General features: G+C 70.2%; 21 protein-coding genes. 12 read left to right on the forward strand and 9 right to left on the reverse strand.

Going from position 1 to position 19450, the window contains the following annotated elements:
* Positions 1-4 precede the first annotated feature (4 nt).
* Positions 5-1018 (forward strand): hypothetical protein, encoded by a 1014-nt coding sequence (locus DOE79_RS15650; protein ID WP_162942794.1) that lies wholly within the window; start codon positions 5-7, stop codon positions 1016-1018.
* Positions 1015-1983: a hypothetical protein gene (locus DOE79_RS15655; protein WP_120339314.1), complete on the forward strand. Its 969-nt coding sequence runs from the start codon at positions 1015-1017 to the stop codon at positions 1981-1983. The genes DOE79_RS15650 and DOE79_RS15655 overlap by 4 nt, the downstream gene beginning before the upstream one ends.
* A gap of 19 nt (positions 1984-2002) precedes the next feature.
* Here the strand turns inward: DOE79_RS15655 and DOE79_RS15660 are convergent, their stop codons facing one another.
* A complete protein-coding gene (locus DOE79_RS15660; RefSeq protein WP_120339315.1) occupies positions 2003-2644 on the reverse strand; it encodes a TetR/AcrR family transcriptional regulator in 642 nt (213 codons plus the stop codon).
* 84 nt (positions 2645-2728) lie between these two features.
* On the opposite strand from DOE79_RS15660, the gene DOE79_RS15665 reads away from it, so the two are divergent.
* From DOE79_RS15665 to DOE79_RS15680, 4 genes are read left to right on the forward strand one after another with little or no spacing between them, the layout of a single operon-like run.
* Positions 2729-3724: an ATP-binding cassette domain-containing protein gene (locus DOE79_RS15665; RefSeq protein ID WP_066597792.1), complete on the forward strand. Its 996-nt coding sequence runs from the start codon at positions 2729-2731 to the stop codon at positions 3722-3724.
* On the forward strand, positions 3721-4560 hold the full coding sequence (locus tag DOE79_RS15670) for an ABC transporter permease (protein ID WP_120339316.1): 840 nt from the start codon (positions 3721-3723) through the stop codon (positions 4558-4560). The genes DOE79_RS15665 and DOE79_RS15670 overlap by 4 nt, the downstream gene beginning before the upstream one ends.
* A gap of 54 nt (positions 4561-4614) precedes the next feature.
* Positions 4615-4995, forward strand: a complete 381-nt coding sequence (locus DOE79_RS15675) for a VOC family protein (RefSeq protein WP_120339317.1) — start codon at positions 4615-4617, stop codon at positions 4993-4995.
* Between the two features lie 7 nt (positions 4996-5002).
* Positions 5003-5662: a GyrI-like domain-containing protein gene (locus DOE79_RS15680; protein ID WP_245976978.1), complete on the forward strand. Its 660-nt coding sequence runs from the start codon at positions 5003-5005 to the stop codon at positions 5660-5662.
* Between the two features lie 37 nt (positions 5663-5699).
* Here DOE79_RS15680 and DOE79_RS15685 read toward each other — a convergent pair whose 3' ends face one another.
* Positions 5700-6497: a LysR family substrate-binding domain-containing protein gene (locus DOE79_RS15685; RefSeq protein WP_208857351.1), complete on the reverse strand. Its 798-nt coding sequence runs from the start codon at positions 6495-6497 to the stop codon at positions 5700-5702.
* Positions 6498-6632: 135 nt separating this feature from the next.
* Between DOE79_RS15685 and DOE79_RS15690 the strand changes: the two genes are divergently transcribed.
* Positions 6633-7073: a DUF5997 family protein gene (locus tag DOE79_RS15690; RefSeq protein WP_120339318.1), complete on the forward strand. Its 441-nt coding sequence runs from the start codon at positions 6633-6635 to the stop codon at positions 7071-7073.
* A gap of 137 nt (positions 7074-7210) precedes the next feature.
* On the opposite strand, the gene DOE79_RS15695 is transcribed toward DOE79_RS15690, so the two are convergent.
* On the reverse strand, positions 7211-7870 hold the full coding sequence (locus tag DOE79_RS15695) for an alpha/beta hydrolase (RefSeq protein WP_120339319.1): 660 nt from the start codon (positions 7868-7870) through the stop codon (positions 7211-7213).
* Positions 7871-8079: 209 nt separating this feature from the next.
* On the opposite strand from DOE79_RS15695, the gene DOE79_RS15700 reads away from it, so the two are divergent.
* Positions 8080-8667: an NUDIX hydrolase family protein gene (locus tag DOE79_RS15700; RefSeq protein ID WP_120339320.1), complete on the forward strand. Its 588-nt coding sequence runs from the start codon at positions 8080-8082 to the stop codon at positions 8665-8667.
* Positions 8668-8775: 108 nt separating this feature from the next.
* On the opposite strand, the gene DOE79_RS15705 is transcribed toward DOE79_RS15700, so the two are convergent.
* The 5 genes from DOE79_RS15705 to DOE79_RS15725 all read right to left on the reverse strand — a co-directional run bounded on the left by DOE79_RS15705 (position 8776) and on the right by DOE79_RS15725 (position 13713).
* Entirely contained in the window at positions 8776-9738 is a 963-nt protein-coding gene (locus tag DOE79_RS15705) for a nucleoside hydrolase (protein ID WP_120339321.1), read from the reverse strand.
* 135 nt (positions 9739-9873) lie between these two features.
* Positions 9874-10365, reverse strand: coding sequence for a GNAT family N-acetyltransferase (locus tag DOE79_RS15710; protein WP_120339322.1), 492 nt, complete (start codon positions 10363-10365; stop codon positions 9874-9876).
* A 272-nt stretch (positions 10366-10637) separates the two neighbouring features.
* A complete protein-coding gene (locus DOE79_RS15715) occupies positions 10638-12179 on the reverse strand; it encodes a DEAD/DEAH box helicase (protein WP_120339323.1) in 1542 nt (513 codons plus the stop codon).
* A gap of 312 nt (positions 12180-12491) precedes the next feature.
* Entirely contained in the window at positions 12492-13127 is a 636-nt protein-coding gene (locus tag DOE79_RS15720) for a DUF1684 domain-containing protein (RefSeq protein ID WP_120339324.1), read from the reverse strand.
* Positions 13128-13131: 4 nt separating this feature from the next.
* Positions 13132-13713, reverse strand: a complete 582-nt coding sequence (locus tag DOE79_RS15725) for a hypothetical protein (RefSeq protein ID WP_181445826.1) — start codon at positions 13711-13713, stop codon at positions 13132-13134.
* Positions 13714-13756: 43 nt separating this feature from the next.
* On the opposite strand from DOE79_RS15725, the gene DOE79_RS15730 reads away from it, so the two are divergent.
* The 4 genes from DOE79_RS15730 to DOE79_RS15745 all read left to right on the forward strand — a co-directional run bounded on the left by DOE79_RS15730 (position 13757) and on the right by DOE79_RS15745 (position 16778).
* Positions 13757-14203 carry an EVE domain-containing protein gene (locus DOE79_RS15730; RefSeq protein WP_245976979.1) on the forward strand — a complete coding sequence of 149 codons (447 nt, stop codon included), beginning with the start codon at positions 13757-13759 and terminating at the stop codon, positions 14201-14203.
* Positions 14204-14399: 196 nt separating this feature from the next.
* Entirely contained in the window at positions 14400-15665 is a 1266-nt protein-coding gene (locus DOE79_RS20650; RefSeq protein WP_162942795.1) for a coiled-coil domain-containing protein, read from the forward strand.
* 79 nt (positions 15666-15744) lie between these two features.
* On the forward strand, positions 15745-16296 hold the full coding sequence (locus tag DOE79_RS15740; RefSeq protein ID WP_162942796.1) for a 2-phosphosulfolactate phosphatase: 552 nt from the start codon (positions 15745-15747) through the stop codon (positions 16294-16296).
* A gap of 179 nt (positions 16297-16475) precedes the next feature.
* Positions 16476-16778: a DUF427 domain-containing protein gene (locus DOE79_RS15745; RefSeq protein WP_120339326.1), complete on the forward strand. Its 303-nt coding sequence runs from the start codon at positions 16476-16478 to the stop codon at positions 16776-16778.
* A 150-nt stretch (positions 16779-16928) separates the two neighbouring features.
* Here DOE79_RS15745 and mgtA read toward each other — a convergent pair whose 3' ends face one another.
* Positions 16929-19448, reverse strand: a complete 2520-nt coding sequence (mgtA, locus tag DOE79_RS15750; RefSeq protein WP_162942797.1) for a magnesium-translocating P-type ATPase — start codon at positions 19446-19448, stop codon at positions 16929-16931.
* Positions 19449-19450 lie beyond the last annotated feature (2 nt).

The raw sequence follows: 19450 nt of genomic DNA on the forward strand, positions 1-19450 counted from the left end.
TTCATTGGCCGGGAACAGACACGACGACCCGTACGAGCGAGCTCTGGAGAGCCCGGATTTTGCAGCCGCAGTGGCCGCCGCGCACACCGGTGCATGGAGCCTGCCGGACGCGCTCTGGTGGGAGTGGCACCCCGAAGACGCGGCCCCCAGCGGCACCCCGTCGCCCATTGCGACCCTGCGGGCGCTGCAGCGCCGCGCCTTCTCGGCCGATGGCGACGCAGCCGGCGACGCGGACGTGGCCCAGGCCGTGCGGGCTCTCGAGGCCGAGATCGCCGCCGAGCGGGTGGCGATAGCCGAGGCTCTGCGCGCCGCGAATGCGCAGGACGACGGCACGGGGCGCGCTTCTGCTCCCGCAGCCGACGGAGATTCTGCGGCGGGCGCGGATGCGGATGCGGCGGACCCGGATGAGCCGGACGCCACCGATCCCGCCCGCCGGTTCGGCCACCGGCACTGGCTCCTGGCCGGCGGCATCCTGCTGGCGGTGGCCATCGGCGTGATCCTCGGCAGCCAGCTGGGCGCCGCGGGCCTCGTCGCCGGGGCAGGGCCCACGCCGTCCGGTACTCCGCTCCCCTCGCCGACGGCGTCGATCGCCACGGTGTCCTCGGAGTCGCCGAGCATGATCTTCATCCGCGAGCAGACCCCGCTGGACATCCCGCTCGTGTCGACCGGCACGGTGTTCCAGGCCGATTCCTTCCGTTACCTCGGGGCGGCCGACTGGTCGGAGAACCCCGATGAGGTGGGCCTCTCGCCCTATTACGCGGCGCTGTCTTCCAGTCACATGATCTGCCTCGTCGCCATGCCGGAGACCGGTGGCTACGTGTCCACGTGCGCGCTCGAGTCGGGGTTTCCGTCGGCCGGGCTGCGGTTGTATTGGGAGAGCAACACCGTGATGCACAGTGAGACAGGCGTGTCGCGGGTGCTGGGTGACTTCTTTGTGGTCTGGGAGCTCGACGGCGACATCACCGGCCAGTTCTCCGGTCGGCAGCCCCCAGCGGCGGACGTGGTGGCCGAGGGATGACCCCAGGTCATCGCGACGCGTACGAACGGGCCCTGGGAGACGAGGCGTTCCGCTCCGCAGTGCAGGACCACTACCGGGGCAGCCGCGGCGTTCTCGACGCACTCTGGTGGCGGGCGCATCCCGACCAGCCGTCGCCGGAGGGCGAGCCGGCGCCGAGCGGTCGGGTGCGGGCGCTGCAGCGCCGGGTCTTTGCAGCGGATGCCGACGCCGCCGGCGACGATACGGTGCACCGGGCCCTGCGGGAGCTGGAGGCCGAGATCGCGGGCGAGCTGCGCGCGATCGATGATGCGGTGCTCGCCGCTGAGTGGGAACTCGCGGGACCGGATGCGGCCCGGGTCGCAGCGGCACGCCCGGTGGTTCCGCAGGATGACTACGTGGAGCACGACGCGGGGGCGGCGGTGAGTGCCGACGGGCCGCAGTCTGCCCCGGAAAAGCCTGCCGGCGCATCCCGGAACCGGGTTCGTCTGGCGGCCGGACTCATCGTCGCGGCCGTGCTCGGGGGTGTGGCCGGGGCGCAGATCGTGGGAGCGATCGCACGCGGAGCGGAAACCCCGGCTGCGGTGGCCACCGAGGCCAAGGCCTTCGAGGTCTTCGATCGTCCGCAAACCGTGGCCGACGTGCCGGTCCTCTCGCTGCCCGCCTCCTTCCAACCGTTGACCCTGCGCAACATCGGCAGCATTTCCTGGGATTCCGCCGACCCACCCGCCGAAACGCAGTTCTATGTGGTGCGGGCCGATCCGGAGCGCGTCTGCCTGCTCCTAGTGATCGACGACGCGCACTACCTGTCGAGCTGTGTCAGCGAGTCCGAGTTCGCGGCGTCGGGGGTGACCTTGTACTGGACCAATGACCAGGGGCTGGCCAGCGAGGAGCTTGCCCCCACGGCAGGGCAGCGCAATTGGTTTCTGGAATGGACGCCGGATGGCGGCTCTGCCGTCGGCCCGGCGGCGTCCGCCGACGCGCCCTGAGGCGCATCCGGGCAGGGCGCTACAGCCCCTGCTCCACCATGTCGATGACCCGCACGATCAGGGTCTGCTTCACCGGGGCCGGCAGCGCGCGGAGGGGCCCGTCGATGAGTAGTTCGGCGAGCCCGTGCACGGCCGACCAGGCCAGGAACTCTGCCGCCGGGCGCCGCTCGGCCGGCAGCAGCCCCACGGCGACGAGGTCGTCGAGGGCCTGGGTGAGCAACTGGAACGGGGTGAGCCCGCCGGGACCGGCCCGCGCCGCGCTGGTGGCGCTGTCCAAGTCGGACGAGGCCGAGAACGCGGTCTGGAACTGGCCCGGCTGCTCCAGTGCGAAGCGCAGGTAGCCGGTGCCAACGGCCCGGAACCGCAGGCGTGCGCCCTCGACCGGGTCGGTCGTGTCGACCCGGGCCTGATCGGTTTCTATCGCGCCGGCGACGAGGCCCTGGCAGGTCGAGCAGACGGCGTCCAGTAGCGCCTGCCGGTCGGCGAAGTGCCGGTAGACGGCGTTGGGCGTCACCCCCACACGCCGGGTGGCTTCCCGCAGCACCACGGCGGGCGGGCCGCCCTCCCCGGCCAGGTCCACCCCGGCCTCGATGAGCGCCCGGCGCAGGTCGCCGTGCCGGTACGAAGTTCGTACCGGAGAATCTCCCACACCCGTTGTCATGGCGCATCCGTTTCGTTACGATAAAAGCTCAATGTGTACAACGTCCACATACGAGCATACCCACCGATTTGGCAGGGGCGTGGCATGACGATTATCGAAGCCTCCGGGCTCACCAAGACCTACAAATCCAAGACCGGGCCGGTGCACGCGCTCGCCGGGTTGGACCTCACCGTGCCGCGCGGCACGGTCAAGGCGATCCTCGGCCCCAACGGCGCCGGCAAGACCACAGTGGTCAAGATCCTGACCACCCTCATCAAGCCGGATGCCGGCACGGCGATCGTCGACGGCATCAACGTGCTCGACGACCCCAAGGCCGTGCGCAGCATCATCGGCGTGTCCGGCCAGTACGCGGCGGTCGATGAGAACCTCACCGGCTTCGAGAATCTGGAGATGGTCGGCCGCCTCTACCACCTGGGCGGCGCGGCCTCCCGTAAGCGGGCGCAGCAGCTGATCGACCTGTTCGAGCTCACCGCGGCGGGCAACCGGCCGGTCAAGGGGTTCTCCGGCGGCATGCGCCGGCGCATCGACCTGGCCGGCGCGCTGGTGTTCAACCCCAAGATCCTCTTCCTCGACGAACCGACCACCGGGCTCGACCCGCGCAGCCGGATCGCCCTGTGGGGCGTGATCAACCGGCTCGTCGACGACGGCACCACGGTGCTGCTCACCACCCAGTACTTGGAGGAAGCCGACCAGCTGGCCGACAGCATCGCGGTCATCGACGACGGCCGGGTGATCGCTGAGGGTACCTCCGACGAACTCAAGGCCCAGATCGGCGGGCACCGGGTGGTCGTGGCCCTCGTGGACGCCGCCGACAGCGCGGCCGCCCGCGAGGTGCTCGCCCGCTACGGAGCCGGTGAACCGCAGGTCTCCAGCGACGGTCGCGGAATCGACGTGGCCGTCACCGACGGGCCGCCCGCGCTGCAACACGTGCTCGCCGACCTGCGCACGGCCGGCATCGAACTGCACGACGCCGGGATGCGCCGGCCCACACTCGACGACGTGTTCCTCAAACTCACCGGGCACAAGGCCGACCTCGCAGCCGATGACAACGAAGACGAGAAGCAGGAGCTGGTGAAATGACCGCCACAGCCACAAGGCCGGCACCCACGCCCACCTGGAACCCGCTGTCCCTCTGGTATTCGGATGGTTGGACGACCACCAAGCGCAATCTCATCAAGATCAAGCGCACCCCCGACATGCTGGTGTTCGCCGTCATCCAGCCGATCATGTTCGTGCTGCTGTTCAGCCAGGTCTACGGCGGCGCGATCAACGTGCAGGGCACGGACTACACACAGTTCCTCATGGCCGGCATCTTCGCCCAGACCGTGGTCTTCGGTTCCACCTTCTCCGGCTCGGCCATGGCGCAAGACCTCAAGGACGGCATCATCGACCGGTTCCGCAGCCTGCCGATGAGTTCATCCGCTGTGCTGGTGGGCCGCACCAACGGCGACCTGGTGCTCAACACCATCTCGATGATCATCATGATGGCCACCGGGTTCCTGGTCGGCTGGCGGGTCAACTCGTCGGTGGGCGAGTTCTTCGCGGGGCTGGGCCTGCTGCTGTTGTTCAGCTACGCGTTCAGCTGGGTGATGGCGCTGCTGGGCATGAGCGTGCGCTCGCCCGAGGTGATCAACAACGCGTCGTTCATCATCCTGTTCCCCATCACGTTCATCTCCAACGCCTTCGTGCCGATCGAGACCCTGCCGGACCCGTTGCGGGTCTTCGCCGAGCTCAACCCGGTGTCCGCGCTGGTGCAGGCCGCCCGCGAGTTGTTCGGCAACCAGGGCACCGCGCCGGTGCCGGATGTCTGGACGCTGCAGAACCCGGTGGCGACCGTGCTCATCGGTGTTGTTGTGCTGCTCGTGGTGTTCGTGCCATTGTGCATCCGTAAGTTCGCCTCGATCAGCTCCCGCTGACCGGGGGCGTCACATCTCCACGCTCGACCGGAACTCGACCAGAAGGAGCACGCCATGCCCACCATCGACCCGGAGTACCTGCACGGTTTCAGCGGATTCGCGGTGCCCGACATCGAGGCGGCGCGCACCTTCTACGGCGACGTGCTCGGTCTCGAGGTAGCGGACGGCGGCATGGGCCTGCTGCGGCTGACCTTACCCGGCGGCGCCGACGTGATCGTCTACCCCAAGCCGGACCACCAGCCGGCCGGGTTCACCATCCTCAACCTGCAGGTGGCCGACATCAACCAGTCTGTGGACGTGCTCGCAGAGCGCGGAGTGGAGTTCCTCCGCTACGACGGGTTCGAACAGGACGAGCGCGGCATCGCGAACGGCGAGCCGCGGATCGCCTGGTTCACCGACCCGGCCGGCAACATCCTCTCCGTGCTGCAGAACTGACCCGGCCGTGCCGAACCAGACGGTGCCCGACGCGGTGGTGGCGCCCTACGACGTCAAGCGCGAGCTGCGGGCGCTGTACGCCCCGAAGAACCGGGACTGGGAGACCCTCACGGTGCCGACTCAGCGGTTCCTCGCCGTCGATGGGCACGGCGACCCGAACACGTCCCCCGCCTATGCCGAGGCCGTGGAGGCGCTCTACGCGGTGGCGTACACCGTGAAGTTCGCGAGCAAACGGGCGGGCCGCGACCTGGTTGTGGGCCCGCTGGAGGGGCTCTGGTACGCCGAGGAGGCATCCGTTTTCAGCGCCCGCGACAAGGCTGCCTGGAGCTGGACCATGCTGATCAGCCAGCCCGACTGGGTGAGCGATGCCGATATCGGCGAGGCCATCGCCGCGGCTCGCGCGAAGGCGGCCGCGAAGAAGAAGCCGTTGCCCGCGCTGGACGGGGTGCGCATCGAGGTCCTCGACGAGGGGCTCTGCGAGCAGGTGCTACACGTGGGCTCTTACGACGACGAGACGCCCGTGCTGGCCCGGCTGCACGGCGAACTGCTGCCCGCCGCCGGGCTGAGGGAACGCGGCCGGCACCACGAGGTTTACCTCGGTGACCCCCGCCGCACCGCCCCCGACAAGCTCCGCACCGTCCTACGCCAACCCGTGACCCCCGCCTGACACCCCGATGCGTGCGTGACTCACGGCTCGCGGACCGTCAGCGGCCGCCGCGGCGCTTGCCGGCCTGCGGGCTGGGGGAGTTGCGGGTGCGGCCGGCGCTCTGGGTCTTGCGTGCGGTGGCCGGCTTCGCGGCGGCCGCGGCGGCACGCACGGCCTTGGCGGCGGCCTTGGCCTTCGCGGTCTTCTTTTCCTTCTTCACCGGCTCGTCGGTGGGCAGCGCGGCGTTCTTGCGTGAGCTGTCGGGGGTGCGGCCGCGCACGATGCCGATGAATTCCTCCACGTCCGGGGTGGTGTCCACGGTGCGCCAGGCCAGGGCGATGCGGCTCTCGGCGGTGTCCTCGACCGGCTTGGAGACGACATCCTTGCGGCTGTGCAGCCGGGCCACAGAGTGCGGCAGGATGACGATACCCACGCCCGCGGCGACGAGCTCCATGGTCTCGTCCATGTCGCGCATGGGCGGCAGCGCCCGGCGGCTGCCGGTGCGCACCTCCACGGCTGCGTCGCGCCACTCGGGAACCTCGTCGGGATCCTGCAGCAGGTGCTCGTCGACCAGGTCGGCCACGACCACGCTGTCGGCATCGGCGATGAAGTGGTCCTTGGCGGCGACGACCACGGGAATCTCGTTGTAGAGGGCGATCAGGCTCAGACCCTCCTCGTTGATGGGGAGGCGCACCAGGCTCACGTCGGCGCGGCCGTCGCGCAGCACGGTCTCCTGCTCGGCGGAATCGGTGCGGAACACCTCGAGTTCGACGTCCGGGCGGCGCTCGGCCCAGATGCGGGTCCACTTGGTGGGGGTGACCCCGGCGACGAAGGCAATGGAAAAGGTCACCGGCATCCTCTCGTTGTGCATGTGTCAGTGTGTGGGTGATGGCCGCGCGGCGGCCTGCGATGTGCCGGCGCCGGGGGTGTTTCGAGGCGTTCGGGCGCACGACACCGAAACCATAGTGCTCTCAGGCTATACGCTGGAACTATGAGCGAGAAGAAGCCCCAGACCATGAAGCCGGCCACGGCTGCCCAGAAGCTCGGGATTCTGCTCGAAGCAGCACCCGAAGAGTTCCAGTCCACCCCGGTGTCGCGCACCGAGCTGGCCGCCCTCGAGGCGAACCCGCCCGAGTGGCTCAGCGAGTTGCGCGCCAACGGCCCGCACCCCAAGCAGGTTGTCGCCGCCAAGCTCGGCGTCTCGATCTCGGGCCTGGCCCGCGGCGAGGTCACCGAACCACTCACCAGCGCCGAGATCCTCGCGCTGCTCCAGCAGCCGCCGGCCTGGCTCGTCACCGAGCGCGCCACCCAGTTCGAGGTCCGCGAAGAGCAGATCCGGGTGAAGGACCGCGACGCCGAGCGCGCCCGCAAGAAGGCGCACGCCGAGCGCTTCGCCGCCCAGAACGAGCAGGCCGCCCGCAAGCGCGTCTAGCTCGCCGCAGTTATCTCGGATTGCCCCGCCACGGATGCGTTGCTCCGCTGGTCCGGGGCAAGTTGCTCCGCTGGTCCGGGGCAATTCGTGCGTCAAGGGGGTGGCCGGTGGGGTGCACCGGCCGTGCGTGTGAGCGCTCAGGCGGCCGGGGCCGGGTACTGCGCGCGCAGGAACGTGACGATTTCGCCGAGCTCCGCCTGCGAGATGGAGTGGCCGAGCCCCTCGTAGATGCCCTCGGTGAGCGTCGAATGCCCCGGCAACCAGGCCTGGGTGCGCACGACGGCCGCCTCGGGAATGACCGGATCGAGTGTGCCGCGGCCCCAGAACACCGGCGGACGGAGCTCGGCCAGGCGGGCATCGCCCGGATGCGTGCTGCTCGCGATGAACCCGGACAACTGCACCGCGAAGGCGAACCGTTCCGGCGCGTGCCGCATCAGCTGCAGCGTCATGGCACCACCCTGCGAGAACCCGAGCAACCCGATCGAGGTGGGCTGCTCGGGAAGCGCGTCGAGCCAGTCGAGGATCCCGGCCGCAGCGGCGTCGAGTGCGTCGCCGACCGGGTCGCCGGGCACGCCGATCGGGAACCAGGACCAGCCCTGGCCCACCGGCAGCGGGGCGCGCAGGGCCGCGATCGTGGGCTCGAGCGGCAGGTGTGGCGCCAGCGAGAACAGATCTCCTTCGTGCGAGCCGTAGCCGTGCAGCACGAGCAGCAGCGGGCGGTCCACCCGGTCGGCGACGGCAGCCGACCAGAGAACGGCGGCCGGGTCGATGGGCTCGGGGCGAATGCTGTCAGCCATTGTCGGTCCTCACGCTCAGGTCGACGCGTGTGCAGCCCCGACTCCTCCCAATCCTTCCACGCCCCGTGGCCGCCCATCCCTCGCGCGAACTGTGACTTGAGCCCGAAATCGTTCCCAAACTGGGGCTTTGCTCACAGTTCGCGGGCGTGGAACGCGGTCTGCGGGGAGGTTGGTGATGCATCCGCGGCTCTCGTGAGTGAGAATGAACTATGAGCGTGCGCACCCCTGACCCCGACCCGGACTGGACGCCTGGCGGGGACGACGCGCCGCCGCCCAACAACAACCCCGGCTGGCTGACCGACGTGGAGCTCGCCGAGATCCGCCAGCGGCTGCCGCTGCTCTACGTGGAGGCTGTTCCCGTGCGGGTGGACGGCCTGGGCCAGGTCGTCGAGGTGGGCGTGCTGCTGCGCGCCACCCCCGAGGGCAAGATGACCCGCACGCTGGTCTCCGGCCGGGTGCTCTACGGCGAGACCCTGCGCGACGCGCTCTTCCGGCACCTCGAGAAGGACCTCGGCCCGATGGCGTTCCCGCAGCTGCCACCGAGCCCGGTGCCGTACTCGGTCGCCGAATACTTCCCGATGCCCGGCATCACCGCGTTCACGGATGACCGCCAGCACGCCGTCTCACTGGCCTACGTCGTGCCAGTGACCGGCACCTGCGACCCCCGCCAGGATGCCCTCGAGCTCACCTGGATGACCCCCGAGGAGGCCGCGACCGACGCGGTCTCGGCCGAGATGGAGGGCGGCCGCGGCGGCCTGCTTCGCATGGCCCTGGCCTCGGTCGGCGCCCTGCGCTGACCCCGTCCCGCCTCTCCTGCTCCTCCTTCACTCGCGAACTGTGAGCTGAGCCCCTCTCCGGGCGCGTTGTGCGCGCCTCAGTCACAGCTCGCGGAAGGGTCGTGAGGGCTACGGGGTGGACAGGCCCAGGGTGTCGAGGAAGAGGGCGGCGACGCGCGGGGCGTCCAGGTCGAGGGCCACCTCCACGGCAGCCCAGCTGTCGATGCTGCCGTGCAGGGTGTCCTCGCCCACCCGGCTGCGCTGGTCGACGATGGTCTGGCCGCGGCCGTAGCCCGTCAGCTCCACGCGCACGGGCAGCATCCGGGTGCTGAGCGCCTGCGGGTCCACCAGGGCGCAGATCGCACCGGCATCGCCGATCAGGCCGGTGTACTCGGCCACGCTGCTCTCGCCGCGCGCCACCCGGTTGGTCAGCAGCGCGCCCACCACGCGACCCTGGGCGGAGTCCCCGTCCTCCAGCGCGGTGGCGACCTCGCGGTCGATGGCCACCTGGTTGAAGACGTCCAGCCCGTACATGAACGTGGGGATGCCCGCATCCAGCACGATCGCCGCCGCCTCGGGGTCATGCCACACGTTGAACTCGGCCACGGCCGTGGCGTTGCCCACGCTCGCCGAGCCACCCATGAACACGATGCGTTCGATGTTCTCGGCCAGGTCGGGGTACTGGCGCAGCAGCAGCGCCAGGTTGGTCTGCGGAGCCAGCGCCACCAGGGTCACCGGGCGGGCGCTCTCGCTGATCAGCCGGTGCATCAGCTCGACGGCGTTGACCGGCTCGGGCGTGCGTGAGCTCGGCGGCAGGTGCACGGTGCCGAGGCCGCTTTCGCCGTGCACGTGGGAGGCACTGCGGGCCGGGGAGATCAGCGGCCGGCGCGCACCGGCGGCCACGGGGATGTCGGGGGCGTCCGCCACATCGAGGATGCGCAGGGTGTTCTCCACGACCCGCTCGAGCGACGCGTTGCCGGCGACGCAGCTGATGCCGAGCACCTCGATGTCGGGATGCGCGACGGCGAACAGGATAGCGAGGGCGTCATCGACGCCGGTGTCGACGTCGAGAATGACAGGAATCGTGGGCATCCCTCGATTTTACGGTGTGGAAGGGGCGCAGGCCGCTCGTGTCGGTGTCGACCGGAGCGGCCGGAGCGGGCACGCAGAAGCCCGACCCCGCTGGGCGGGATCGGGCTGGTGCCGAGGCCGGATGGCCGAGTGGAGTCAGCGCTCGAGGCGCACTTCGCGGAACGGTTCGCCGAGCACCTCTTCGGTGCGCTCCTGGCCGTCGGGCAGGTAGCCGTTGCGGGTGTAGAACCTGTGGGCGCGAGGGTTGTCGGCGGCCAACCACAGGTAGGTGGGGCCCGGATCGACGACAGCGTCGAAGAGCGCCTGGCCGATGCCGGTGCCCTGGTGGGCCTCGAGCAGGTAGACGAAGTAGAGCTCGTGCTCGGTGGGCTTGCCCGCGTCCCGGCCGGGTCCGCTGCCGGCAAAACCGACGATCTCGCCGTCGAGCTCGGCCACAACATGGCGGTAGGCGGGGCCCTGAGCCGAGAACCGGCGCCACATCTGGGCGAGGCGTTCCGGATGCAGCTGCGAGAGGGCAGCCTGGCTCAGGATGTGGTCATAGGACTCGTGCCAGCAAGCCGCGTGGACGCGGCCCAGGCTGTCGGCATCCGCTTCGGTGACGGGCCGAACAACAACTGTGGTGTTCATACTTCGACCCTAACCCCGGCCGCCGACCTCACCGAACCAACAGCCCCTCCACCGCACCCCGGGCGTCCTCTTCCGTCGTCGGTGACCACAACTCCCGCAATTCTCCCGGATGCCTCGGCGCCACCCCGGAATCACGCGGCGGCGTCGAGGCGGCCTGGAATCCAGCAGGAGTTATGCATAGGGATGGGGGTAAACCGCGAACGGGCCGGCTCCGTGTGGAGCCGGCCCGTTCGGGTCATGCGGTGAAACAGTCAGCGGATGCTGCGGGCTGGCTAGCCCTGCGCGCGGCGCGGAGCCGAGCGGCGGGCGCCGCCGCCGGTGGAACCGGAGCCGCGCACCAGGCCACCGACCTGCAGGCCGCCGGAGCGACCGCCGCCGTTGCCCGAGCCCGAGCCGCCGGTGCGGGGAGCGTGGCTGCGGCCGGAGGACGCGGGGCGCTCGGAGCGCTCGTGACGGGCACCGCCGCCGGCGACGGCATCGCCGCTGCGGCCACCGCGGCCACCGGAGTCGCGCGAGCCGCGGCCGCCGTTGTCGCGGTCGTCACGGTTGACGCGCTTGCGCTGGGCGTTGGCTCCCTGCGAGCGGCCGCCCTGCGACTGGCCGTGCGGCTGCTCCACACGGGGAACCGGCTTGACGTACGCGGCCACGTCGCCGGTGAGGGCGATCACGGCGGGGGAGGCGGCGTTGACGCGCTGCGGGGTCACCGTGATGGCGGCCTTGCGCAGCAGCTGGTCGGTGTCGCGCTTCTGAGCGGGCAGCACGATGGTGACGACGTCACCGGCGCTGCCGGCGCGGGCGGTGCGGCCCGAGCGGTGCAGGTACGCCTTGTGCTCTGCGGGCGGGTCCACGTGGATGACGAGTTCGATGTCGTCCACGTGCACGCCGCGGGCGGCGACGTCGGTGGCGACGAGAACCTTCACATCGCCGGCGCTGAACGCGGCGAGGTTGCGGTCACGGGCCACCTGCGAGAGGTTGCCGTGCAGGTCGACCGAGGGGATGCCGGCATCCGTCAGCGCCTTGGCCAGCTTCTTGGCGTGGTGCTTGGTGCGCATGAAGAGGATACGGCGGCCGCTGCCCGAAGCGAGCTTCTCGATGAGCTCCTTCTTGGACTCGGCGGTGTCGACCTCGAACACGTGGTGGGTCATGGCGGAGACGTGGCTGGTGGCCTCGTCGACCGAGTGCAGTACCTCGTTGTGCAGGAAGCGGCGCACGATCTTGTCCACGCCGTTGTCGAGCGTGGCGGAGAACAGCAGACGCTGGCCGCTGGACGGGGTCTTGTCCAGGATGCGCGTGACGACGGGCAGGAAGCCCAGGTCAGCCATGTGGTCGGCCTCGTCGAGCACGGTGATCTCGACGGAGTCGAGGTTCACGAAGCCCTGCTTCATGAGGTCCTCGAGGCGGCCGGGGCAGGCCACGACGATGTCGACGCCGGCCTTGAGCGCGGCGACCTGACGGTTCTGCGAGACGCCGCCGAAGATGGTGGTGGTGTTCAGGCCGTAGGCCTCGGCGAGCGGGCTGAGCGCGGCGGTGATCTGGGTGGCCAGTTCACGAGTCGGCGCGAGGATCAGGCCGAGCGGGCGACCCGGGCGGCGCTTGCCACCGGCGAGCTTGCCGCCGAGGCGCGACACCATGGGGATGGAGAACGCGAGGGTCTTGCCCGAGCCGGTCTTACCGCGCCCAAGGACGTCGCGGCCCTTGAGGGTGTCGGGCAGGGTGTCGACCTGGATCGGGAACGGGCTGTCGATGCCCTGCGAGGTGAGCACGGCAACGAGGGGAGCGGGCACGCCAAGCGCGCCAAAGGAAGTTTCAGACAAAGTGGTGCCTTTCGGGCATCAGTCTCCTCGCTCGAACCGGTGTCGCATTGAAGCGACGGCCGGAGCCAGGAGGATTCACATGGCGAAGGTGCCGATGGGCACATCCGTTCGCCGTAAGAAAGTTTCATTCGGAAATCGAGCGGGTCGCCGGCATCGAGTCGTACTCGTGCTCGCGCGGCCATCGATAAGAAGAGGGCGTTCTACGACGCAGTGAGCGCAACTACGAACTCACAAGTACGTCTACTCTAGCGGATGCTGTCAAGTAGGCGGCCAAAACGCCCCACAAACGGGTGGTGACCGGGACTTTCGGCCCTAGCCCCTCGAGGTGTAGAGCTCGCCGACCGGAATGTCGACGGTGACGATGTTGCCCGCCTGCGGCAGCGGGCACGCCCACATCGGGTCGTACGCGCAGGACGGGTTGTAGGCGAAGTTGAAGTCGAGGATCAGGCTGTCGTCGCCGACGCCGGGGCCGAGGTCGGCGCCCTTGATGGTGTCGAGCAGGTAGCGGCCGCCGCCGTAGGTTCCGCCGGACTTGCCCGCGAGGCCGTCCTTGAGCGGCAGGAACAGGCCGCCGCCGTAGCTGGCGAGCCGCCAGACGTCGAGGGAGCCTATGTAGGGCAGCCGCACGGTGCCCACCAGGTCGAACGGCACGATGCCGTCGGTGCCGGTCTCCACCTTGATGCGCAGCGGTTCCTCGGTGCGATGCACCTCGACCTCGAACCGCCAGTCGGGGTCGTAGGCGGCGATGGTGAGGCCCGTGAACGCGGCGCGGTCGTCGGGCAGCAGTGGCGAGGCCGGATGCCCGGCGAAGAGTTCGTCACGGCCGGAGCGCCAGAGTTCGTGGCCGGCCGAGGGCTTGCGCACGCTGAGCTGGCGCACCCCTCCGTAGAGCCCGAAGACGCGGCGGCGCCAGTCGGCGATCTGCAGGGCTCCGATGGATGAACTCATGTGCTCAGGCTAACCCGTCGCCCCGCTCGGACGGCCCGGCGGCGCGCTCGGTCGACTCGGCTGGCTCGGCGGCGCCCGCGGCCACGAACGCGGGGTCGTCGGCGCCGAGGTCGTAACGCCAGGTCGGTGCAAGGGCCTTGAGCCGCAGCATCCGCAGCTGCCAGAACGCCCACAGGCCCGGCCACACCGCCAGGGTCGCGGGCCCTGCGGAGAAGATCAGCTGGTCGCGGTAGAGGGTCTTGCCGGTTCCTGCCGGGTCGGGCGAGATGGCCATGCTGTGGTCCCAGTGCGTGACGGCCTTCATGGCGCCGGAGACCCCGTTGCCGGTGTCATGCACGATCCGCACGCCGTTCTTGGTGGTGCGCATGTTCAGCCGGATCATCTGTTCGCCGAGCGGCACGAGGCCCAGGCCGCTCATGGCTACCGGGTGTTCGCCGGGGGACCAGGTGGTGGGGAAGCCATCCGTTTCGAGGGATTCGACGCTCATGAGCGGACCGCTGACCTCGCGGAACACGGCGGGGCTGGCCAGCGCCCGCCAGGCGGCGTCGGGGGTGCAGTCGAGGATCTCTTTGAGCAATACACGCATGCCCTCAGTCTGTGCTGTCGGAGCAATGCACTACAACTAGTACGTGGCGATTCGGTATTGGCTCGGTGTGGTGCAGCAGGAGTATGTGCTGCGCAGTGTCGCCATGGGCCTGGCCCAGGTGAACTTCGCCGCCCGCGAACTGCTCGAAGACATGAACGAGTCCGACGGGCTGGTCTATTACTCGCCGAAGACCCAGTTCGAGGGCGACCGGCTGCGCGAGTTCACCGCCATCGGCTACGTGAGCGACGACGCGGTGGTGCAGGTGGGCGTCTCCGGCAGCGAGTACCGGCCCTGGCGCCGCAAGGTGGCCTACGACGCGGATGCCGAGCCCGCGTCGATCCGGCCCCTGCTCAAGGTGCTCGACCTCACCCGGGGCGACCCGAACTGGGGTCTGAAGCTCCGCCGCGGCCTGTTGGAGATCAGCCGGCACGACTTCGAGCTCATCCGCGCCCAGATGCGCCGCCCCAGCGCAGACGACCGCCGCCGCTAGCGGCCCACGCCCATCCCAATTGTCGATCCTGCCGAGACCCCGCGAGGCTGTCCCCGGTGCGTCCCCGTCTCGTCGGTCGAGCTTGCAGAGACCCCGCGAGCCAATCCCGAAACGCACCATCCGGGCGCCCTGAAAGACCCCCGGGGACCGGCCTGCCACCAGCCATTCCACCAGCTTCGCTCAATAGGATGGCCGCATGACTGATGCTTTGTGGTGGCTCCCGTCCGTCATCGTCCTCGGCGTGGTCGTGGGCGTCATCTGGCTGTTCGTGTCGGCGTCCCGGCGCAAGGGCCGCAGCATCCGTGCCGCCGAGACCGCGGAGATCACCGAGCGGGCGCGCACCGCGGCGATCAGCCTGGTGCGGGCCGATGACCTCATCGAGGCGGCCACCGACGAGCTCGGTTTCGCCCAGGCGCAGTTCGGCGAGCGGGCCACGGCCGACTTCGCCGCCGCGCTCGACGTGTCCAAGCGGCAGCTGCGTGAGGCTTTCGCCCTGCAGCAGAAGCTCGACGACGGTGTGCCCGACACCGACTCCCAGATCCGGCAGTGGACCGAGCAGATCACCCGCCTCGCCGACGAGGCCACCGTTCGTCTGAACGCGCAGACCCGCGAGTTCGACAGCAAGCGCGTGGTGGAACAGAACGCGCCGGTGCAGCTCGAGCAGCTGCGCCGCCGCCTCGACCGTGCCACCGACCGTCTCGCCGGCGGCGCCGCCACCCTCGAGCGCCTCGCCACCACCTATTCCGCGTCCGCGCTGGCCGCCATCAGCGGCAACGTCGAGCGGGCCCGCACCGCCATCGACGAGGGCCGCCGGGCCGCGGATGCCGCCGACGCGCGCCTCGCCACCGGCGCCACCGAGCCCGTCGGCGACCAGGTCAGCGCGGCCGAGCACGGGCTCTTCACCGCGACCACGCTGCTCGACGCCATCGAAACCGGCGAGGACCAGCTGCACGTGGCTTTCGCCAGCCTCGGCACGGCCCTCGCCGGGGCCGAGACCGAACTGGCCGAGGCCCGCGCCCTGCGCGACCGGCACGAGGAATCCGAGGCCAGCACCGAGCTGAACCGGGTGATCGCCGCCGCCGACGCCGTGGTGGCGGAGCTGCGCCGTCCCGGCCGGGTGAGCGACCCTGCCGCGGACCTCGCCCGGTTGCGCGAAGCCCTCGACGGGCTCGACGTCACCCGCTCCGAGGCCCGCAACCGGCAGTTGCGGCTCGACAATGCCCGCGAGGCCTTCGTGGGCGCGCGGCTGGCCGCCCGCAGCCAGATCGGCATCACCCGCGACTTCATCACCGCCAACCGGGGCCGGGTGGGTGCCGACGCCCGCACCCGTCTGGCCGAGGCCGAACGCCAGCTCGCCCTGGCCGAGGCCGAAGCCGACCCGGTCACCGCGCTCGACGCCGCCCGCCGGGCCATGACCCACGCCACCGACGCCGACGCGCTCGCGCACTACGACGCCCGCTGAGCCTGGCCGTTCCGCGTCAGCGTGACCCCCGGTGTCCACGATTCCGGCACCCGAGACCGACGGCCGGTATTCTGAACGGGTGAGCGACGCCCAGCCCCAGATCAAGTACCAGGTCCGATTCGACTGGGGTCTCGCGGGCTTCCAGGCCCTCGCCGCCGAGGCCGACGTGGTCGTGCTCGCCGACGAATTGCCTCCGGTGGATGCCGCGCACGGCTTCCCCACCCCGGTCACGTCCCACACCGTGATTGTGGCCGGGCTGGCTACGAGCGCCCTCGTGGCCGACTGGGCCTTGGCCCGCCAGACCGAGAAGGGCGACCGCTTCTCCGTGGCCGTCATCGCCGTGGGGGAGCGCCGAGCCGACGGCAGCATCCGTTTCGCCATGGAGGACCAGCTAGCCGCCGGCGCCGTGATCGACGCCCTCGCCGAACGCGGCATCGACCATTGCTCCCCGGAGGCCGCGGCCGCCGCGGCGAGTTTCACAGGGCTCAAACGCGCCGTGAAGCACCTCGTGAAGGCGTCCGAGACCGGGCAGGCCCTCGCCGCCGCCGAGGCCACGGCCGCTACGGATCTCCCCGTCGCGACGGCCACTCCCGCCGTCACCGTCGTCACCGACTTCGTCTTCCCCGCCTGACCCGGGCGCTGCGGTGCCCGTCTGCACGCGCATCGCGGGCGGGCCATCCGGCGCACCCCGGCCACGAGGCCTCAGGCGTCGGGAATGCTCGCAGGCTCGTCCGCGTTGGATTCGTCACGCGCGTGCCTGATTGCGCGGCCCCGCAGCATCCGTTGCACAACCCAACGAAGGAGCCCCTCATGAAGGCAGTACTCAACGGCACGGTCGTGGCCGAAGCACCCGAGAACGAACTCATCAAGATCGAGGGCAACTGGTACTTCCCGCCGTCGAGCGTCAAGGACGAGTTCCTGGCGCCGACCGACACGCCGTACACCTGCTCCTGGAAGGGTGAGTGCCAGTATTTCACCGTGACCGACGGTGTCTCCACGGTGGTCGATGGCGCGTTCAGCTACCCCACGCCCACGCCGAGCTCGTTCGACCGGGTCGGCCAGGACTACAGTGGCTACGTCGCCTTCTGGAAAGACCTCAAGGTCGTCGAGTAGCCCCGCCTCACCCGCGCGGCCCATCGCGGCTCCGCGCCCTTTCTGTTCCCCGATCGGACAATTGCGCCTGGTAAGCCGGGCCCAATTGTCCGATCGGGCAACAGTCAGCCTCGGTACACGGATGCCGCGCCCGCCGCCGGGGCGCTGCGCTCAGAACCGCACGAACCGCTTGAGCGCCTCGTTCGCGAGCCCGTAGCCGAGCACCATGCCGAACAGGGCCAGCAGCAGGGCCGGCGGCACCGCCACGAACTGCGCCAGCGCGCCCAGCGGGGTGAAGGTGAGCGTCACCGTGGCGGCTGCCACGAGCAGGCTCACCCAGAAGAACACCCCGTCCGGGCGGCTGCGCCAGGCCGGCCGGCTGGTGCGCAGGGTCATCATCGCCACGAACTGGGTGAGGCCGGACTCGATGAACCAGCCCGTGCGGAAGGTGGCGGCATCGGTGTGGAACACCCAGCGCATCAGCGCGAAGGTGGCCAGGTCGAACACCGTGCTGAGCAGCCCGAACATGATCATGAACCGGGTCACCTGGCGCATGTCCCACACGCCGGCCACCTCGAGCCGTTCGTGGTCGACGTTGTCGCGTGACACCAGGGTATTGGGGATATCGGCCAGGAAGTTCAGCAGCAGGATCTGACCGGGCAACATCGGCAGGAACGGCAGCGTCGCCGCGGCGATGACCATGCTCAGGATGTTGCCGAAGTTGGCGCTGGACGCCACCCGCACGTACTTGAGCGTGTTGGAGAAGGTGTGCCGGCCGAGCCGCACCCCGGTTGCCACCACGGCGAGTTCCTTGGTGAGCAGCACCACAGCGGCGGCCTTCTTCGCCACGCTCGCGGCGGTGTCCACCGAGATGCCCACATCCGCGCCGTGCAGCGCAGTGGCGTCGTTGATGCCGTCGCCGAGGAACCCCACGGTTTCGCCGGCATCGCGAAGCGCCGCCACGATGACCTGCTTCTGGCTGGGCTCGACCTCGGCGAAAATGCTCGTGCGCGACACGAGCTCGTGCACCTGCGCCTGGCCCAGGCCCGCCAAGTCGGCACCCACGGCCACCCGTCCGGCGTCGATGCCCAGCTGCGGAGCGAGCGCCGCGGCCACATACCGGTTGTCGCCGGTGAGGATCTTGGTGCGGATGCCCAGCGCCGCCAGTTCCGCCAGCGAGGCCCGGGCGTCCTCCTTGACCGGGTCGAGGAACGCGAGGAATCCCACGAACACAAGGTCGTGTTCGTTGTCCACCTGCAGCGGCCGGTCCGAGTCGACCGGGGCCGTGGCCAGCCCGATCACCCGATACCCGTCCGCGCTCAACCGGCGAAAGCGGTCGGCGATCTCTGCCCGGATCGGATCGAGCGGGCGGATGCCGTCGGCCGTGTCCACGCGGGAACAGCAGGCCAGCACGCCGTCGAAGGCGCCCTTGGTGATCATGGTGCGTTGCCCGGCGACGTCGGCCACCACCGTGAGGCGTTTGCGGGCGAAGTCGTAAGGCACCTCGTCGAGCACCACCGCGCCGGGCGGCAGCGGCCGGCGGGCCAGCACAGCACGGTCGAGCGGGTTGGGGTACCCGGACTGCAGGCCGGCGTTGAGCGCCGCGAGGTCGAGTATTCGTTCGCTGGGCTGCCCGGCTGCGTCGAGCGCCCGGTCGACGCGCACGCTGCCGGCCGTGATGGTGCCGGTCTTGTCGGTGCAGAGCACGCTCATAGAGCCGAGGTCTTCGATCACGTCGAGGCGCTTGACGATCACGTCCTGCCGGGCCATCCGGCGGGCGCCGGCGGCCAGGCTCACCGACACCACCACGGGCAGCATCTGCGGGGTGATGCCCACCGCCAGAGCCAGGGCGAAGAGCAGCGAGTCGATCAGGGGCCGGCCGAGCACCAGGTTGATCAGGAGGATTGCCGCGACCATCACCACCATGACGCGCAGCAACAGCATGCCGAACGCCCGGATGCCGGTTTCGAAGCTGGTGGGTTCAGCCCGCTTCTCCAGCGCCGTGGAGATGTGCCCGAAGGTGCTGTCGGCACCTACGAGCACCGCGATGGCCACGGCCTTGCCGCTGACCACGCTGGTGCCGTTGAAGAGGATATTGCTGCGTTGCGCCAGCGGGGTATCGACGGGGAGCGGGCCGCCGACTAGTTTGGCAACCGGGAAGGACTCCCCGGTGAGCGAGGATTCGTCGACCTGGAGGTCGTCGGTGTCCACGAGGCGGCAGTCGGCGGGCACGATGTCGCCCGCACCGAGCACCACCCGGTCGCCCGGCCGCACCGCGTCGGTGGGCAGGTCCACCAGGGCATCGCCGTGTTGCACGCGCACCGTGACCGCGACGCTGGCGAGCAGGCTCGCCACGGCGTCCGCGGCCCGGCCCTCCTGCCAGGCGCCGAGCGCGGCGCTGAGCACCACGATGAGCAGGATCACCCCGCCGTCGACGTTGTCGCCGGTTGCGGTGGCGATCAGGGCCGCCACGAGCAGGATCATCGTGATCGGGCTGGACAACTGACGGAGCACGATGCCGGCCCACGACCGCAACCGGGAGTGTCCGCGGGTGCGGGCGAGCGGCGCGGCGGCCGCGTCCGGAGCCGGGAACAGGGCGGCGACCTCGTCGACCGAGAGCGCCCAGAAGCTGGCCGCCGCGGGGTCCGGCGGGGTGTGCCGGGGCGTGCGGATGGGGCGGGTTGTTGTCACTC

Origin of the sequence: Cryobacterium soli (genome assembly GCF_003611035.1) — a bacterium.
Taxonomy (GTDB): domain Bacteria; phylum Actinomycetota; class Actinomycetes; order Actinomycetales; family Microbacteriaceae; genus Cryobacterium; species Cryobacterium soli.

Coding starts and splice junctions, on each gene's coding strand:
- DOE79_RS15695 (WP_120339319.1), bottom strand. CDS start 7,870: ATGGCTGACAGCATTCGCCCCGAGCCCATCGACCCGGCCGCCGTTCTC.
- DOE79_RS20650 (WP_162942795.1), top strand. CDS start 14,400: ATGACTGATGCTTTGTGGTGGCTCCCGTCCGTCATCGTCCTCGGCGTG.
- DOE79_RS15655 (WP_120339314.1), top strand. CDS start 1,015: ATGACCCCAGGTCATCGCGACGCGTACGAACGGGCCCTGGGAGACGAG.
- DOE79_RS15710 (WP_120339322.1), bottom strand. CDS start 10,365: ATGAACACCACAGTTGTTGTTCGGCCCGTCACCGAAGCGGATGCCGAC.
- DOE79_RS15660 (WP_120339315.1), bottom strand. CDS start 2,644: ATGACAACGGGTGTGGGAGATTCTCCGGTACGAACTTCGTACCGGCAC.
- DOE79_RS15675 (WP_120339317.1), top strand. CDS start 4,615: ATGCCCACCATCGACCCGGAGTACCTGCACGGTTTCAGCGGATTCGCG.
- DOE79_RS15700 (WP_120339320.1), top strand. CDS start 8,080: ATGAGCGTGCGCACCCCTGACCCCGACCCGGACTGGACGCCTGGCGGG.
- DOE79_RS15690 (WP_120339318.1), top strand. CDS start 6,633: ATGAGCGAGAAGAAGCCCCAGACCATGAAGCCGGCCACGGCTGCCCAG.
- DOE79_RS15670 (WP_120339316.1), top strand. CDS start 3,721: ATGACCGCCACAGCCACAAGGCCGGCACCCACGCCCACCTGGAACCCG.
- DOE79_RS15720 (WP_120339324.1), bottom strand. CDS start 13,127: ATGAGTTCATCCATCGGAGCCCTGCAGATCGCCGACTGGCGCCGCCGC.
- DOE79_RS15745 (WP_120339326.1), top strand. CDS start 16,476: ATGAAGGCAGTACTCAACGGCACGGTCGTGGCCGAAGCACCCGAGAAC.
- DOE79_RS15685 (WP_208857351.1), bottom strand. CDS start 6,497: ATGCCGGTGACCTTTTCCATTGCCTTCGTCGCCGGGGTCACCCCCACC.
- DOE79_RS15705 (WP_120339321.1), bottom strand. CDS start 9,738: ATGCCCACGATTCCTGTCATTCTCGACGTCGACACCGGCGTCGATGAC.
- DOE79_RS15725 (WP_181445826.1), bottom strand. CDS start 13,713: ATGCGTGTATTGCTCAAAGAGATCCTCGACTGCACCCCCGACGCCGCC.
- DOE79_RS15665 (WP_066597792.1), top strand. CDS start 2,729: ATGACGATTATCGAAGCCTCCGGGCTCACCAAGACCTACAAATCCAAG.